The sequence below is a fragment of the Marinibaculum pumilum genome, assembly GCF_042646425.1.
GTDB classification, from domain to species: Bacteria; Pseudomonadota; Alphaproteobacteria; order Ferrovibrionales; family Ferrovibrionaceae; genus Marinibaculum; species Marinibaculum pumilum.
Window position 1 is genome coordinate 230,606 of sequence record NZ_JBHRTR010000015.1, and the last position, 15,845, is coordinate 246,450.

The following is a 15,845-nucleotide window of genomic DNA, read 5'->3' on the forward strand; positions in this document are numbered from 1 at the left end:
CCCGGGCCGCAAAGCTGCCGTGCCGGCGCTTGGCGTGCAAGGGGCGTCGGCGGGATGCGGCCCGGACGCCGCGCCTATTGCGCCGCGTCGCCAATGCCGGCGAAGCGGCGCACCTGCCGCGACACTGCCGCCAGCATGCCGCCGCGGTCGATCGGCTTGGCGACGAAATCGTCCATGCCGGCATCCAGCATCTTCTGCCGGTCATGGGCCATGACATTGGCGGTCAGCGCGATCACCGGCGTGTCGCAGAGCGGCGGCAGCATGGCGCGGATCTGGCGGGTCGCCGCGATGCCGTCCAGTTCGGGCATGTGGATGTCCATCAGGATGGCGTCGAACCGCTGTACCTGCAGCGCCTCGACCGCCTCGCGGCCATTGGTCACGGTTGTGACCCGGTAGCCGGCGCCCTCCAGCATCGTCTTGGCGAGGAACCGGTTCACCTCGGTATCCTCCGCCACCAGGAGATGCGACTCACCGGCGGCTTCCGGCGCGGCGGCGGACTCCTCGCCCAGCATCAGGCAGGGTTCCTCCGCCACGGTGGTGGCGATCGTGAACCAGAAGCGGCTGCCCTGCCCGGGCAGGCTGTCGAAGCCGATATCGCCGCCCAGCATCCGGGTCAGGCGGCGGCAGATCGCCAGGCCCAGACCTGTCCCGCCGTAGCGCCGCGCGGCCGAGCTGTCGGCCTGGGCGAAGGGATCGAACAGGCTGCGCGCCTGCTCTTCGGAGATACCGATGCCGGTATCCTCCACAAGGAAACGCAGCACCAGCGGCGTGCCCGGCGCGGCGCGCGCAGGCTCGCCATTGGCCGGCAGGCCGTCGACGGAGATCCGGACGCGGACATGGCCGGTATCGGTGAACTTTACCGCATTGCCGATCAGGTTCAGCAGGACCTGGCGCAGCCGGCCGGGATCGCCCTCCAGCCAGGGCGGGATGTGCAGCGCCTCGCCGACCTCGATGCGCAGGCCCTTTTCCGCCGCCCGCAATGCCAGCAGGTCGACCACGTCGCTGACCACATGGCCGATGTTGAAGACCTCGTTGTGCAGCTGGAAATTGCCGGATTCCAGTTTCGACAGGTCGAGGATGTCGTTGATGATGGTCAGCAATGCATCGCCGGTCCGCCGCATCGTGGACAGGTAGTCCCGCTGCAGCGCGTCCAGCCGCGTCCCCTCCATCAGGTCGATCATGCCCAGGATGCCGGTCATCGGCGTGCGGATCTCGTGGCTCATCATCGCCAGGAAGTCGGTCTTGGCGCGGCTGGCCTCCTCCGCCTTCTGGCGGGCCGCGGCATAATCCTCCGCCAGCTGGACCAGATGCGCGGACTGCTGTTCCATCATCTCCTGCGAGCGGGCGAGGTCCTCGACCGCATGGCGCAGGCGGGATTCGCTCTCGGTCAGGCGCAGCTCGCGTTCGCGCGTCTCGGTGACGTCGCGGACCGAGACCAGGATATCGCCGCCCGCCACCATCTGCAGCGCCACCAGCACCCGCCGGCCGTCGGCAAGCTGCCATTCCCAGCGCGACGGCGTGATGTTCTCCCCGGTGGGGAGGGCGCGGCGCAGCAGCCGCGGCGGGATCCAGCCCAGCCGCCGCGCCTGCCGGGCCAGGCTGCACATATGCCGACCGGGCTCCAGCAGCGACACGAACTCCGCATCGGTCAGGCGCGCCATCTGGGCGTTGTACAGGAGCAGCCTGGCCTCCCGGTCGAACACCATCATGCCCTCGCCCAGGGCATCCACCGCGGCGCTCAGCCGGGCCTCGGTCTGCTTCACATAGCTGATGTCGGTATAGACGCCGATCAGCTCCCCCCGCGGGTCGCGATGCTCGTTGACCAGCAGCCAGCGGCCGTCGCGATAGCGCTGCTCGAACTGGCCGCCCCCTTCGGCATGGATGCGCATCCGCCGTGCCAGCCAGGCATCCGCACCTTCCGGCGCATGCAGGTAGCCGCTGCGGACCGTCATTTCCGCCAGTTCGCGGAAGGTCGCATTGGGCTCCGCGACTCCCAACAGTTGAGGGAAGAAAGTCTCCATCGCCTCGTTCCAGTCCAACAGCCGGTCCTCGCTGTCGAAGCGAAGGACGCCGATGTTCACGGCATCGAGGGCGGCCATGACGCTGCCGGAGCCGGTCGCATGGGACGGCGCGTCGGGCCTGGCGGCGCGAGCCCGGTGGCCGAGCAGGAGATCGCCCCGCAGCAGCGCGATCAGGGCGAGGCCGCCCAGCGCCAACCCGGCCGGCGGCAGCCATCCGGACCAGGGGACGGTCCAGAACAGGGGGGCAAAGGCAGTGGCCGCCATGCCGCAGGCGATGGCGCCGACAAGAAGTCTGCGGCGATGGTGCCGCATCAGGGCCCGGATCGGCGAAATGGGCGGTGGCACGGATCCCTGTCCCGCATCGGTTCCGTGGTCTGCAGATTTAACCTGGACTGCAGGAGAACTGAGGCTACACCCGCCGAGGCTTGCTGGCCAAGCGGCACTGCGGCGGTTCAGGTCCTGAGTTCGGCGACCAGCAGATCAACGAACCGCCTGACCCGCGGTTCTACCAGCCGCCGGCCCGGGTACAGTACGACGATCCGGGCGGCCCCGAAGTCCAGGTCGGGCAGCACCTCCTGAAGATCGCCGGCGGCCAACTGCCCGGCGACCAGGAACTCCGGCAGGAAGGCGATGCCAAGGCCGGCGACGGCGGCATCGCGGAGTGCCTCGCCGCTGTCCAGGCGCAGCCGGCCGCTGGCCGGAATCCTCTGCCATGTCCCCGCGGCATCGCGATGACGCCAGCGCTGCGTCCCGCTGCGGCTGTGGAACAGCAGGCAGTCGTGGCGCGCCAGCGCGTCCGCATGGGCCGGCATGCCGCGCGCGGCAAGATAGGCAGGGGCAGCGCAGAGCATCGCGCGGTAGCCGGCAATCGTGCGACAGATCAGTCCGGCAGGTGCGTCCGCCCCACCGATGCGGACGGCCAGGTCGAAGCCCTCCTCGACGATATCGACCGGCCGGTCGGTGAGGCTGATCTCGATCCGGACCTCCGGCCAGCGCTGAAGGAACTGCCGGACCAGCGGCAGCACGACAATGCGGCCGAAGGCGTCAGGCAGGGTGAGTCGGAGCCTGCCCCGCGGCATGCCGTCGTCAGCGGCAAGGCCGGCTTCCGCCTGGTCGAGTGCCTCCAGCACCCGCAGACCGTGGTCGTAAAGGCGCCGGCCGTCGTCCGTCAGGGCGATCGCACGGGTGGTGCGGTGGAAGAGGCGGCGGCCCAGCCTACTTTCCAGCCGGGCGACAGCCTTGCCCGCTGCCGATCCGGTCAGCCCCAGGGTGCGGCCGCCGGCAACGAAACTGCCGCCGTCGGCGACGGCCATGAAGACGAGGATCTCGTTGAGGCTGTTGTGCCGGCTCACGACACAGGGGCCTGCCGTCCGTTGTGCGTCGCGGACCGGGGGGAGCCCGGTTCCGCACTGAGCGGAACCCTGTTCCGCAAGAGCCGGCCCAGATTCAGATCCGCCGGGTCGGGAAAGCGGGGACAGGCGAACATGCCTTCCCCGCCGCCGTCGTCATGCCCCGACCCCAGGCGCACAGGCAGCAACCGAAGGAGATCGGGATGACGATGGGCATTGCGCGCATCAATCCGCCGGCATTGTTCGATTCGACGCAAAACCACCATTCCCAGGTGACGGTGGTGGAGGCCGGGCGGCTGGCATTCTGCTCGGGCCAGGTCGCCTGGCGGCCGGGGGGACTGGATGTGCCCGCCCGTCTGGCGGACCAGGCGGAGGTCGTGGTCGGACACCTGCGGACATGCCTGGATGCGGTCGGCGCCGACACCCCGGATATCGTGATGCTCAGGGTCTATGTCGTGGACCTGACCCCGGAGCGGGTGGGGGAGGTGATGCCCCACCTGCGCAGCTTCCTGGGTGCGGCGCAGCCCAGCCTCACCGGCATCGGCGTCCAGGCGCTGGCGGGCCCGGACCTGCAGATCGAGATCGAGATGGTGGTGCAGGTACCGTCCTGAGCGAAAGGCGGGGGACAGGCCGATAAGCCTGTCCTCGCCGATTGCCGTCGGGCCGAATGCCGCAGTTCTGGTCTTCAGGCCCTCAGCCCTGCTGGCGCCGCGCGGGACGCATCAGGAAAGCGGGGACATGGTCGCCCATGCCGACCACCGGCTTGCCGCCGTCATTGCTGCGTTCGCCGCCAGAGCGGGTGTTGCGCCGGCGGCTCTCGCCGCGGCGACCGCGGGAGGGCGGCTCGTTCTTGCGGTGCTGGGGGGCACCGGCCTGCGGCTCCTTGCCGGTGTTCGATGCCGACTTCCGCTCCTGCCGGTCGTCCGCCCCTTCGGACGGAGCTTCGGCCGTTTCCGCGACCGCGGCAGCGGCCTTGCTGTCGGCCGGCTTGCTCTCGGCAGCCTTGTTCTCGGCAGCCTTGTTCTCGGCGGCCTTGCTCTCGGCCGCCTTCCGGCGGCGCGGGCGCTTCTCCTCGCGGGGCGTGGCGCTCTCCTCGCGGGATGCGGCGCTCTCCTCGGCTTCGGCCCGTACCTCATCGGCCGCCGGCTCGTCGGCGGTGCTGGCCTTGCGCGACCGGCTGCGATCGGAGGATTTGCCCTCGTCGCGCCGGCGCCGGCCGCCACGGGAGCGGCGCTCGCCGCGGTCGGCGTCATCGTCGGCATCGGCCGGTGAGGCCTCAAAACCCTCCAGGGTCTCCAGCGGGATCTCCTTCTTGATCAGCGAGCGGATGCCGGCCATGAACTTGTCGTCCGACGGCGTCACCAGCATGTAGGCGCGGCCGGTCTTGCCGGCGCGGCCGGTGCGGCCGATGCGGTGGACATAGTCCTCCGAATTCATCGGCACGTCGAAGTTGAAGACGTGGCTGAGGCCCTGGATGTCCAGGCCGCGCGCGGCGACGTCGGAGGCAACCAGCAGGCTGATCTTGCCTGTCTTGAAATTGTCCAGGGTCTCCATCCGCACCGCCTGCGACAGGTCGCCGTGGATCGCACCGGCATTGAAGCCGTGCTTTTTCAGCGACTTGAAGAGAATGTCCACATCCTTCTTGCGGTTGCAGAAGATGATCGCGTTCTTGACGTCGGCCTGGGCCAGCAGCTGCCGCAGGGCGGCGCGCTTGTCGCGGTTGGCGACCTCGATGCGGGTCTGGGTGACCGTTTCCGCCGGCGAGGCCGGCGGTGCGACGGACACTTCCTTCGGGTTGGTCAGGAAGGCATCGGCCAGGCGGCGCATCTCCGGCGACATGGTGGCGGAGAAGAAGAGCGACTGCCGCAGCGGCGGCATCAGCTTCACGATCCGCTCCACGTCCGGGATGAAGCCCATGTCCATCATCCGGTCGGCCTCGTCGATCACCAGGATCTTGACGCCGGAGAGCATCACCTTGCCGCGCTCGAAATGGTCGAGCAGGCGGCCCGGGGTGGCGATCAGCACGTCGACGCCGCGGTCCAGGAGCTTGTCCTGGTCGCCGAACGACATGCCGCCGATCAGCAGGGCGGTGGAGAGGCGGTGATACTTGCCGTACTTCTCGAAGCTGCTCTTGACCTGGTCGGCCAGCTCGCGGGTCGGCTCCAGGATCAGGGCCCGTGGCATCCGCGCCTTGGCCTGGCCGTCGGCCAGGATGTCGATCAGCGGCAGGGTGAAGCCGGCGGTCTTGCCGGTGCCGGTCTGCGCGACGCCGACGATGTCGCGTCCCATCAGGACGTAGGGGATCGCCTTGCTCTGGATCGGCGTCGGCGTCGAGTACCCGGCGTCCGTGACGGCACGCAGGGTTTCAGGACTTAGTCCAAGATCTTCAAACGACATGAAAAGGTGAATACGCTTTCTGTCTGGGGGCAGGCCTCGCGCGGTCCCTTTCGACCGCGGCGCGGGCCGCGCATTTCGGGCGCAATCGCCCCGCTCGCCGGAGCGCCTTCGGGTGGCGGACGGTACCAGAAACCCCTCGATGTCGACCTTGTCAGGCGGCGTGCCTGGAGGCGGTCATGCGGGTAGCCCGTGCTTTGCGGGCCCGTTGTGGTACCGGTCGTCGCCGTCCTTGTCGTCGCCGACAGGCACGGCTCGCAGTGCCACCGTCCCGCGCGCCAGATCCGGTTGCAATCTTCCCTGCATACCGGATGCGCCGATGGCCGCTATGTAGGCGCCGCCGCGCCTTCTGTCAATGTATCGTTTCGGCCGAATTGCCGCACTGCAGCAAGGCGGCTCGCCCATGCCGCAGGCTGCCTATCGCCGGTCGAACGGCGGCACGCCCCGGGGCCGGTTCGGATTGGCGTTGGGCAGAAGCGCCAGCATCACCTGTGCCAGCATCGACCGGAAGGCGGGATCCTGGGGGCCCGTGATGCCGCCCTGTTCCGCCACCAGGATCGACCCCATGCGCTCGCCGATGCAGAAGCCGGCCGCCAGCTTCACCCGACCGGCCCGCGGCGTGCCGGTGCCGATGCGCCCGGGGGCGGTGCAGGCCCGATCGGTCAGCGGGCCGTCGAAGCCCGGGCTGAAGACCAGGATCGCGCGGAAGTTCGTGTTCACGTCCGGCCCGGGCATGGTGGTGGCGTCGGTCGGACCGATCCATTGCGGCAGGCTGATGCGCTGCGCGATCGCCTGGTCGTCCATCCGTGCGGCGAACGGCTGGCCGTAGATCTCGACATAGAAGGCGCCGCTCTCCGCCGCCGTCTGCACGAAGGACGGGTCGTAGGGGCTGGTCTGGCTGTTGTAGGTGATCCACAGCCCGTCATCCAGGTCACCGCCGGCGCAGCCCGCCAGCAGCAGGGCCGCACCTGCCGCAGCGAGCCATCGTCGCAGGACTGTCAGGTTCGGGGCAGCGCAGGTCGTCCACATGGCGGTCGCATCCTGAAGCTTGACTTGCCGGCGGGGCCGCGGGCCCGGCGGTCGCATCGTGGCTCAGACGTCGATGGCGTCGAGGTCGACGAAGGCGGCATTGTCCTGGATGAAACGATAGCGCAGCTCCGGCTTGCGGCCCATCAGCTCCTCGACGATGCGCGCGGTATGGCCGTTGGCGTCGTTCGGCACCTCCACCTTCAGCAGGGTGCGCTTCGACGGGTCCATCGTCGTCTCCTTCAGCTGGCCGACCGGCATCTCGCCCAGGCCTTTGAAGCGGCTGATATCGACCTTCTGCTTGCCCTTGAACGTGGTCTTCAGATGCTCGTTGCGGTGCGCGTCGTCGCGGGCATAGACCACCGTGCCGCCGGCGCTGAGGCGGTAGAGCGGCGGCTGCGCCAGGTAGAGATGGCCGTCGCGGACAAGGCCGGGAATTTGGGTGAAGAAATAGGTCATCAGCAGCGAGGCGATATGCGCGCCGTCGACATCGGCGTCGGTCATGATGATCACCTTGTCGTAGCGCAGATCCTCTTCCCGGTAGGCGGCCCCGGTGCGGCAGCCCAGCGCCTGCATCAGGTCGGACAGCTCCTGGTTGGCGGAGAGCTTGCCGGCATTGGCGGAGGCGACGTTCAGGATCTTGCCGCGCAGCGGCAGCACCGCCTGGAAATTGCGGTTGCGCGCCTGCTTGGCACTGCCGCCGGCGCTGTCGCCCTCTACGATGAATAGCTCCGAGCCGTCGGCCGTGGTCTGCGAGCAGTCCGCCAGCTTGCCGGGCAGCCGGTGCTTGCGGGTCGCGGTGCGGCGGTTGACCTCGCGCTCCTGCTTGCGGCGCAGCCGTTCCTCGGCATTGGACAGGACGAAGCTCATCAGGTCCTGCGCCCGGTCCGGCGCGCCGCTCAGCCAATGCTCGAAATGGTCGCGGATCGCGTTCTCCACCAGCCGCGCCGCCTCGGCGCTGGCCAGCTTCTCCTTCGTCTGGCCCTGGAACTGCGGCTCGCGGATGAAGACGGACAGCAGGGCGACGGCGGAGCCCAGCACGTCCTCGGCGGTGATCTGCGCCGCCTTCTTCTGTCCCGTCATCTCGCCATAGGCCCGCAGGCCCTTCACCAGGGCGGCGCGTAGGCCGTTCTCGTGGGTGCCGCCTTCCGGCGTGGGCACGGTGTTGCAGTAGGACGAGAGCGAGCCTTCGCCTTCCGCCATCCAGCCGATGGCCCATTCGACCCGGCCCTCGCGCCCCTCCAGGGTGACCCGGTCGGCGAAGGGCTGCGGCAGCAGCTGCGGCCGGTCGGCCGTCGTCGCCGCCAGGAAGTCGGCGAGCCCGCCTGGAAAATGCAGCACCTCCTCCGCCGGGGTGTCGGCGGTGCGGGGCAGGCCTTCGTCGCAGGACCAGCGGATCTCCACCCCGGGGAACAGATAGGCCTTGGAGCGCGCCATACGGTACAGGCGGTCGGGGCGGAAGCGCGCGCTGGCGCCGAAGATCTCCGGGTCGGGGCGGAAGCGGACCAGAGTGCCGCGCCGGTTCGCCACGCTGCCGACCTTCACCGCCGGGCCCTGCGGCACGCCGCGGGAATAGTCCTGCCGCCACAGGGTGCGCTCGCGCGCGACCTCGACCGTCACATGCGACGACAGGGCGTTCACCACCGACACGCCGACGCCGTGCAGCCCGCCGGCGGTCGAATAGACCTTGTCGCTGAACTTTCCGCCGGCATGCAGGGTGGTCATGATGACCTCCAGCGCCGACTTGTCCGGGAACTTCGGATGCGGATCGACCGGGATGCCGCGGCCGTTGTCGGTGACCGTCAGCTCGCCGTCGGCGGCCAGCGATACCTCGATGCGGGAGGCATGGCCGGCTACAGCTTCGTCCATCGCATTGTCCAGCACCTCGGCGAACAGGTGGTGCAGGGCGCGGTCGTCGGTGCCGCCGATATACATCCCGGGGCGGCGGCGGACCGGTTCCAGCCCTTCGAGAACCTCGATATCCTGGGCGGAATAGCCTTGCAGCTTGGCCGCGGGGTCGTTGAAGAGATCGTTCATGAGCTATCGGCGCTTGCTATGGGGGGCGCTTGTACGGAGGCTCCCGCCGCCACGGGACGGTGCGGGCGGGAGGCTGCGGGACCGCTGAGCGCGCCGCCGCAGAATCGGCATTATACCAGTGAAGGGAGCCAGCCAAGGATGACAGATGCGCACGGTGCCGGCGCCGGGCAGGCCGAAGGGGGCGCGAACGCGTCGGGTCGGGGCGAGCCGGTGATCCGCACGGCGCCGATGCCGTCGGACTGCAACAACAATGGCGACATCTTCGGCGGCTGGGTGCTGTCGCAGATGGACGTGGCAGGCGGAATCGTGGCCTCGCGGCGGGCGCGCGGCCGGGTGGTCACCGTTGCGATCACGGCGATGCGATTCAACCAGCCGATCCGCGTGGGCGACGTGGTCAGCATCTACGGCCATGTCAGCAAGGTCGGCAAGACCTCGATCTCCGTGGAGCTGGAGACCATCGTCACCCGCAAGCTGGATCCCGACGAGATCAAGGTGACCGAAGGCACCTTCGTCTTCGTCGCCATCGATTCCGACGGCCAGCCGCGGCCGGTCGAGGCGCAGGGGCAGACGTGATGTCCGGGCAGGGCGGGCAGGGGCGCATTGCATCGCATCTGGCCATCGCGAGCCTGGTTCTGGCGGTCCTCCTGCTGGCCTGCGCCGGCGGCCGGCCGGCGCAGGCGGCGGAGGCCCTGCCGACCATGATGGCGGTGGACTGGCGGTTGATCTTCGACGGCGTGGTCGACGAGCAGGGCCGGGCGAGCGGCTTCTCGGCGCCCGGCGAGAACGGCTATCCGCGCGATTGCCGGGCGGGCGCCGAAAGCTGCCGCCAGGGCGCCTGCTGCAGCGGGCACTGCAACGCCTGGGCCGACGGGCTCGCCTCTGCGGACCAGCCCTGGCTGGCGACGGTGCGCCTGCGGCAGGATTGTCGCAGCCCGTGGATCAGGGCGGATTCCAGCCGCACGATGTTCCCGACGGGCTGGCCGGACAGCAAGGTGAAGGCGGTTGTCGTGTCCGCCTACGATGCCGGCCGGTCGCTGCCCGCGCGGGGCGACCTGTGGTGCGGCTGTGCCGGCGACATGACCATCTTCGGCCGCCAGACCCAGGGCGTCATCACCGCCGCCTGGCCGTCCCCGGACCAGGCCTGCGGCTGCGAACAGGTGCCGCTGCATAAGCGGTGAATGGCGGCCGGCACCGCCGGCACAAAAATATTGCCGTGCCGGGTCCTTGTGCGGCGGGGCGAGTCTGACGATTTGGAGGAACGGACCGGTCCGGGCGCCGCCAGGTCGCGGCGCTGCCGGTGCGTGGGGGTGGCATATCGATGCGCCAGTGGCGCTTCGTCGACGGATGGACCGCAGGACTGACGGCCGCGCTCGCGGCACTGCTCCTGCTGCTGCCCATTATGCTCCTGCCGGCCGCAGCGGCCGGCCCGGAGGACCTGCCGGCCTTGCAGGACAGCGCCGGGCTGACGCCGTTCGATTCCCCCCGCGACCAGGATGCCGTCCGCACCGCAGCGCATGTCGGGGCCCTGGGCCGTGCCGGTCAGGACAGGTCGCGGCCGGGCGGCCCTGGCGGCGACAGGGATCCGGAATCGGCGGCCGTGATGCCCGCCGTGCCGGGACCGGCCGCGCACGGTAGCTTCCTGGCGCAGCCCTGTGCCGGCGAACGCCCGGGCGGTCCGCTGCGGTCGACCCTCCGGCAGCGCAGCCCGCCGTTCGGGGCCTGACGGTCTGCGCCGTCGGCGGTGCCAGCCGGCGGCCCTCACGCACATCCCCGCATGTCCGCCGGCCCGGCGCTGCGCCGGGCCCGCATGGCCCGTCCGGATTCCATGAAGATCTCCTTCTGGCGGCTTGCCGCCTATGCCCTGCTCATCGTCTGCGGCCTGGCCGTGGGCGTTCCCGCCCTGCTCGGGCCCGCCGCCCTGCGCCACTGGCCCGACTGGCTGCCGCACCGTGCGCTCACCCTCGGTCTCGACCTTCGGGGCGGCTCCTACCTCCTGCTCCGCCTGGACGGCACGCAACTGCGCGCCGACCTGCGCGACGATGCCGTGCAGCAGGCACGGGACGCGCTGCGTGCGGCGGGGCTGCAGGCCCGGACCGTCACCGCCGGGACCGACGGCGCGACGATCGTCCTGACGGACGGAGCGGCCGCCGCTGCCGCCCGGACGGCCCTGGCGCGCCAGCTGGGAGCCGGCGTCGAGGTCGCGGTGGCGCGCGGCGGCACTGAGGGGACGGCTGTGCTGGAGCTGCGTCTCGCCACCGCCGCCGTGGCGGAGCGGCAGGCCGATGCACTGGCGCAGAGCATCGAGATCCTGCGCCGGCGCCTCGACGAGATCGGCGTCGCCGAACCGAGCCTGCAGCGGGTCGGCGGCGACCGCATCATGGTGCAGCTGCCCGGCGTCGAGGATCCGGGGACCCTCCGCAGCCTGCTGGGAAGCACCGCCCGGCTCGCCTTCCACCTGGGCACGCCGCTGGCCGCCGGCGCACCTGCACCTGCCGGGCTGAAGGTGCTGCCGGGCGTGGAGAGCGGCTCGCGCTACGCGGTGGTGCCGCGCCCTGCGCTGCTGGGCGAGCGGCTGCGCAACGCCACGGCGGGATTCGACCAGCAGATGGGCCAGCCCGTCGTCTCCTTCCAGCTCGACAGGGCGGGGGCGCAGCAGTTCGCCAGGCTGACGCAGCAGCATCTCGGCCGGCCCCTGGTGGTGGTGCTGGACGACAGGGTGCTCAGCGCGCCGGTGATCCGGGAACCGATCCTGGACGGCAGCGGGCAGATCAGCGGCGGTTTCAGCTTCCGTGAGAGCAGCCAGCTGGCAGCGCTGCTGCGGGCCGGCGCGCTGCCGGTGCCGCTTGAAGTGGAGGAGGCCCGCACCGTCGGTGCCGAGCTGGGGGAGGATTCCATCGCCCTCGGCGCCTGGAACGGGGCGGCCGGCTTCCTGCTGGTCTGCGGCGCAATGGCCTGGCTCTACGGGCGCTGGGGGCTGGCAGCCAGTGCCGCACTCGCCGTCAACGCCGTCCTGACCATCGCCGCCATGACCCTGCTCGGTGCCACCCTGACCCTGCCGGGGATCGCCGGCATGATCCTGGGACTGGGACTGGCCGTGGACGCCAATGTCCTGATCAACGAGCGGGTGCGCGAGGAGAGCCGCCGCGGCAGCGGCGCCGCGACGGCCTTGCAGGCCGGCTTCTCGCGGGCCTACCGGACGGTGGTGGATTCCAACGTCACCACATTGCTGGCGATGCTGATGCTGTTCTGGTTCGGCAGCGGCCCGGTCCGGGGCTTTGCGGTCACCATGGCGATGAGCATCGGCATCTCGATGTTCACGGCGGTGACGGTCGTGATGGCGGCGATGTCGGCCAGCCTCCGGTTGTGGCCGCGGCGCCGGTTCGAGATCCGCCCCTTCCTGTCCCGCCGGCTGATCCCGCTGGAACCGCGCATCAGGTTCATGCGGGCCCGCTATCTGGGCCTGGCGGTGTCGCTGGTCCTGTCCCTGGCATCGCTTGCCCTGGTCGCGGCGCCGGGCCTGAACTACGGCATCGATTTCCGGGGCGGCACCCTGATCGAGGCGACGGCACCCCGGCCGCTGCCGCTGCCGGAGCTGCGGACCGGGCTGTCGGCCCTCGGCCTCGGCGATGTCGGCCTGCAGCAGTTCGGCGACGGCCGCACCGTTCAGGTCCGCTTCGAGGATCGACCCGGCGGGCCGGCAGCGCAGGAAGCCATGATCGCCCAGGCCCGGCAGGCGCTGGCTGCCATTGCGCCGGACAGCCGGGTCGACCGGGTGGAGGTGGTCGGGCCCCGGGTCAGTGCGGAACTCGTCCAGTCCGGCCTGCTGGCGGTGCTGTTCGCCGCAGCCGCGATCTTCGCCTATATCTGGCTGCGCTTTGAATGGCCGTTCGCCGTCGGCGCGGTGGTTACCTTGTGCCTCGACGTCACGAAGGTCCTGGGGCTGTTCGCGCTGACCGGTCTGGACTTCGGCCTGACGGCCGTTGTCGCGCTGCTCACCCTGATCGGCTACTCGATCAACGACAAGGTCGTCGTCTACGACCGGATGCGGGAGAACCTGCGTCTCTGCAAGGCGATGACCCTGCGCGAGGTGATCGACCTCTCGATCAACCAGACCCTGGCGCGCTCCCTCTACACCTCCGTCACCGCGCTGCTGGCAATCCTGCCGCTTGCGGTCTGGGGCGGCCATGCGGTTCAGAGCTTCGCGATCCCCATGGCCTTCGGGATCGTGGTCGCCGCCAGCTCTTCGGTCTTCATCGCCGCGCCGATCCTGCTCTTCCTCGGCGACTGGCGCCGCCGCCGGCGGCCGGCTGCCGCCGCCCCGCTTGCCGCGGGCGCGTCCTGAACCGATCGGGCGGGCGACGAAAAAGGCGGCCCGGCTGGTGCCGGGCCGCCTCTGTCGCGCAGGCGATGCGCCGCCCCTGGGAACGCAGGGGGCGGCGCCGCGCCGCCCCTGGGAACGCAGGGGGCGGCGCCGCGCCGGTCAGACGCTGTAGTACATCTGGAACTCGATCGGGTGCGGGGTGTGCTCGAAGTTGTACACCTCCTCCCACTTCAGCTCGAGATAGCCGTTGATGAAGTCGTCGGTGAAGACGTCGCCCTTCTTCAGGAAGTCGCGGTCCGCATCCAGCGCCTCCAGCGCGTCGCGCAGCGAGCCGCAGACCTGCGGCACGTTGGCCAGTTCCTCCGGCGGCAGGTCGTAGAGGTTCTTGTCCATCGGGTCGCCGGGATGGATCTTGTTCTCGATCCCGTCCAGGCCGGCCATCAGCATCGCCGAATAGGCGAGGTAGGGGTTGGCGGCCGGGTCGGGGAAGCGCACCTCGACCCGCTTGCCCTTCGGCGAGGCGGAGAAGGGAATGCGGCAGGAGGCGGAGCGGTTGCGGGCGGAATAGGCCAGCAGCACCGGCGCCTCGAAGCCCGGGATCAGGCGCTTGTAGGAGTTGGTCGACGGGTTGGTGAAGGCGTTCAGCGCGCGCGCATGCTTGATGATGCCGCCGATATAGTACAGCGCCGTCTCCGAGAGGTCGTTGTAGCCGGAACCCGCGAAGGTCGGCTTGCCGTCCTTCCAGATCGACTGGTGGACATGCATGCCGGAGCCGTTGTCGCCCTTGACCGGCTTCGGCATGAAGGTCGCCGTCTTGCCGTAGGAATGGGCGACGTTGTGGACGCAGTACTTGTAGATCTGCATCGCGTCGCCGCAGCTCAGCAGGGTGCCGAACATGATGCCCAGCTCATGCTGGCTCGGCGCCACCTCATGGTGATGCTTCTCGGTCTTCACGCCCATCTCGCGGATGGTGGTGAGCATCTCCGAGCGCAGGTCCTGGCCGTGGTCGACCGGCGCGACCGGGAAATAGCCGCCTTTCACCGCTGGCCGGTGGGCCGGGTTGCCGCCCTCGTAGGACTTGTTGGAATTGTACGGTCCTTCCATGTCGTCGAGCACCACCGAGGTCTCGTTCATCGCGACCTTGAAGCGGACATCGTCGAACACGAAGAACTCGGCTTCCGGGCCGAAATAGGCGGTGTCGCCGATCCCGGTATAGCCCAGATAGGCCTGCGCCTTCTTCGCGATGCCGCGCGGGCAGCGCTCATAGGGCTCGTTGGTCAGGGGCTCCAGCACGTCGCAGAACAGCACCAGGGTGGTCTGCGCCATGAAGGGGTCCAGGACGGCGGTGGTCAGGTCCGGCATCAGGGTCATGTCGGACTCGTTGATCACCTTCCAGCCGGCGATCGACGAGCCGTCGAACATGATGCCCTCGACCAGGTGCTCCTCTTCCAGGTAGGTCGCGTCCAGGGCGACGTGCTGCCACTTGCCCCGCGGATCGGTGAAGCGGAAGTCGATGAACTTCACCTCCTTGTCCTTGATCATCTTCAGCACGCTGCTGGCATCGGACATGCTCTTCTCTCCCAAGTAGTGCCGTTACAGTGCATGAACGGGGAAACTGTTGCGGTTGCGCTCCGGCCCCGGCGGGCCGGCGTCCAGTGGCGTGCGGTCTTCGGCGCATGGCCTTCGGACGCGGTGGCCCCGGGGCGGGTCGCAAACCTGGCTGCCGCGCCGTCCCCACTTCGGCGGCAGCTGACCGGGACCTGCCCGGTCGCAATAGCATCTGACGTCAGATCGCGCTCGCGCCCTTTTCGCCGGTGCGGATGCGGATCGCCTCGTCGACGGTGGACACGAAGATCTTGCCGTCGCCGATCCGGCCGGTGCGGGCGGCTTCCATGATCGCCTCGATCGCCCGGTCGACCAGATCGTCCTCCAGCACGATCTCTACCTTCACCTTCGGCAGGAAATCTACAACGTACTCCGCACCCCGATAGAGTTCCGTATGCCCCTTCTGGCGGCCGAACCCCTTGGCCTCCATGACAGTGATGCCCTGGAGGCCGATCTCGTGGAGCGCTTCCTTCACTTCGTCCAGCTTGAACGGTTTGATAATCGCTTCGATTTTTTTCATCTGTCCGGTCTGTCTCGTGTGCGTGGCCGACGTCGCATTCGGGAAGGCGGCGTAACTGCGCGGCCGGTCCGCGGCCAGCCGCCGAAACAGCCGTGTCGCCTGGGCCGGTACCGCAGCTTCGCTGGGAAGGCGCGGCAGCGCTCCACCGCGGGTACGCACAGGGCGTGCCAAGACGGCGGCCCGCCATCGGCGGCGCGGGATCCCGCGCCTTTTCCGCATGACGTCCCGGCGGCACCCGTGCCCCCGGCCCGACAGGGGTGACATCTGCACAGCAATTGGGCAAGCCGCTGATCGGAAATGCATCGCCGGTGCCGGCGGCAGCCGCCCATTTCCTGGGCACGGCCTGCAGGGCGCAGGGCATGCCCGGACCACTTGACCGGTCGGGGTGGCGGCATTACAACCCCGGCCTCTTTGGTGGCCGCGGCGCACGCATGCGGTCCCGATGGCGAGGGTAGCTCAGCTGGTTAGAGCGCCTGACTGTGACTCAGGAGGTCGCGGGTTCGAGCCCCGTTCCTCGCCCCATCTTCCTTCCCAGCACTTCCGTATGCCAGGGCCTTGCCGCCGGCAGGCCG

11 protein-coding genes and 1 tRNA gene are annotated in these 15,845 nt (G+C 69.6%); 5 read left to right on the forward strand and 7 right to left on the reverse strand.

Annotation, left to right across the window (positions count from 1 at the left end; all coding sequences use genetic code 11):
• Positions 1-74 precede the first annotated feature (74 nt).
• Together ACFOGJ_RS05915 and ACFOGJ_RS05920 are read right to left on the reverse strand one after the other, a co-directional pair.
• Positions 75-2,366 (reverse strand): response regulator, encoded by a 2,292-nt coding sequence (locus ACFOGJ_RS05915; RefSeq protein WP_379898879.1) that lies wholly within the window; start codon positions 2,364-2,366, stop codon positions 75-77.
• A gap of 107 nt (positions 2,367-2,473) precedes the next feature.
• Entirely contained in the window at positions 2,474-3,373 is a 900-nt protein-coding gene (locus ACFOGJ_RS05920; RefSeq protein ID WP_379898880.1) for a LysR family transcriptional regulator, read from the reverse strand.
• 200 nt (positions 3,374-3,573) lie between these two features.
• Between ACFOGJ_RS05920 and ACFOGJ_RS05925 the strand changes: the two genes are divergently transcribed.
• Positions 3,574-3,981 (forward strand): RidA family protein, encoded by a 408-nt coding sequence (locus ACFOGJ_RS05925; protein ID WP_379898881.1) that lies wholly within the window; start codon positions 3,574-3,576, stop codon positions 3,979-3,981.
• Positions 3,982-4,063: 82 nt separating this feature from the next.
• Here ACFOGJ_RS05925 and ACFOGJ_RS05930 read toward each other — a convergent pair whose 3' ends face one another.
• The 3 genes from ACFOGJ_RS05930 to parE all read right to left on the reverse strand — a co-directional run bounded on the left by ACFOGJ_RS05930 (position 4,064) and on the right by parE (position 8,827).
• The gene (locus ACFOGJ_RS05930) at positions 4,064-5,767 is read right to left on the reverse strand and encodes a DEAD/DEAH box helicase (RefSeq protein WP_379898882.1); all 1,704 of its coding nucleotides are present in this window, start codon (positions 5,765-5,767) and stop codon (positions 4,064-4,066) included.
• A 414-nt stretch (positions 5,768-6,181) separates the two neighbouring features.
• On the reverse strand, positions 6,182-6,793 hold the full coding sequence (locus tag ACFOGJ_RS05935) for a hypothetical protein (protein ID WP_379898883.1): 612 nt from the start codon (positions 6,791-6,793) through the stop codon (positions 6,182-6,184).
• 63 nt (positions 6,794-6,856) lie between these two features.
• Complete coding sequence (gene parE / locus ACFOGJ_RS05940; protein WP_379898884.1) at positions 6,857-8,827, reverse strand: DNA topoisomerase IV subunit B; 1,971 nt, start codon at positions 8,825-8,827, stop codon at positions 6,857-6,859.
• 138 nt (positions 8,828-8,965) lie between these two features.
• On the opposite strand from parE, the gene ACFOGJ_RS05945 reads away from it, so the two are divergent.
• The 3 genes from ACFOGJ_RS05945 to secD all read left to right on the forward strand — a co-directional run bounded on the left by ACFOGJ_RS05945 (position 8,966) and on the right by secD (position 13,169).
• Positions 8,966-9,400 carry an acyl-CoA thioesterase gene (locus ACFOGJ_RS05945; RefSeq protein WP_379898885.1) on the forward strand — a complete coding sequence of 145 codons (435 nt, stop codon included), beginning with the start codon at positions 8,966-8,968 and terminating at the stop codon, positions 9,398-9,400.
• Positions 9,400-10,005: a hypothetical protein gene (locus ACFOGJ_RS05950; protein WP_379898886.1), complete on the forward strand. Its 606-nt coding sequence runs from the start codon at positions 9,400-9,402 to the stop codon at positions 10,003-10,005. The genes ACFOGJ_RS05945 and ACFOGJ_RS05950 overlap by 1 nt, the downstream gene beginning before the upstream one ends.
• A gap of 596 nt (positions 10,006-10,601) precedes the next feature.
• The gene (gene secD / locus ACFOGJ_RS05955) at positions 10,602-13,169 is read left to right on the forward strand and encodes a protein translocase subunit SecD (protein ID WP_379898887.1); all 2,568 of its coding nucleotides are present in this window, start codon (positions 10,602-10,604) and stop codon (positions 13,167-13,169) included.
• Between the two features lie 138 nt (positions 13,170-13,307).
• Here the strand turns inward: secD and glnA are convergent, their stop codons facing one another.
• Both glnA and ACFOGJ_RS05965 read right to left on the reverse strand, forming a co-directional pair.
• Complete coding sequence (gene glnA / locus ACFOGJ_RS05960; protein ID WP_379898888.1) at positions 13,308-14,717, reverse strand: type I glutamate--ammonia ligase; 1,410 nt, start codon at positions 14,715-14,717, stop codon at positions 13,308-13,310.
• 217 nt (positions 14,718-14,934) lie between these two features.
• Positions 14,935-15,273 carry a P-II family nitrogen regulator gene (locus tag ACFOGJ_RS05965; RefSeq protein ID WP_379898920.1) on the reverse strand — a complete coding sequence of 113 codons (339 nt, stop codon included), beginning with the start codon at positions 15,271-15,273 and terminating at the stop codon, positions 14,935-14,937.
• Positions 15,274-15,718: 445 nt separating this feature from the next.
• Here ACFOGJ_RS05965 and ACFOGJ_RS05970 point away from each other — a divergent pair.
• Positions 15,719-15,795, forward strand: a tRNA-His gene (locus ACFOGJ_RS05970).
• Positions 15,796-15,845 lie beyond the last annotated feature (50 nt).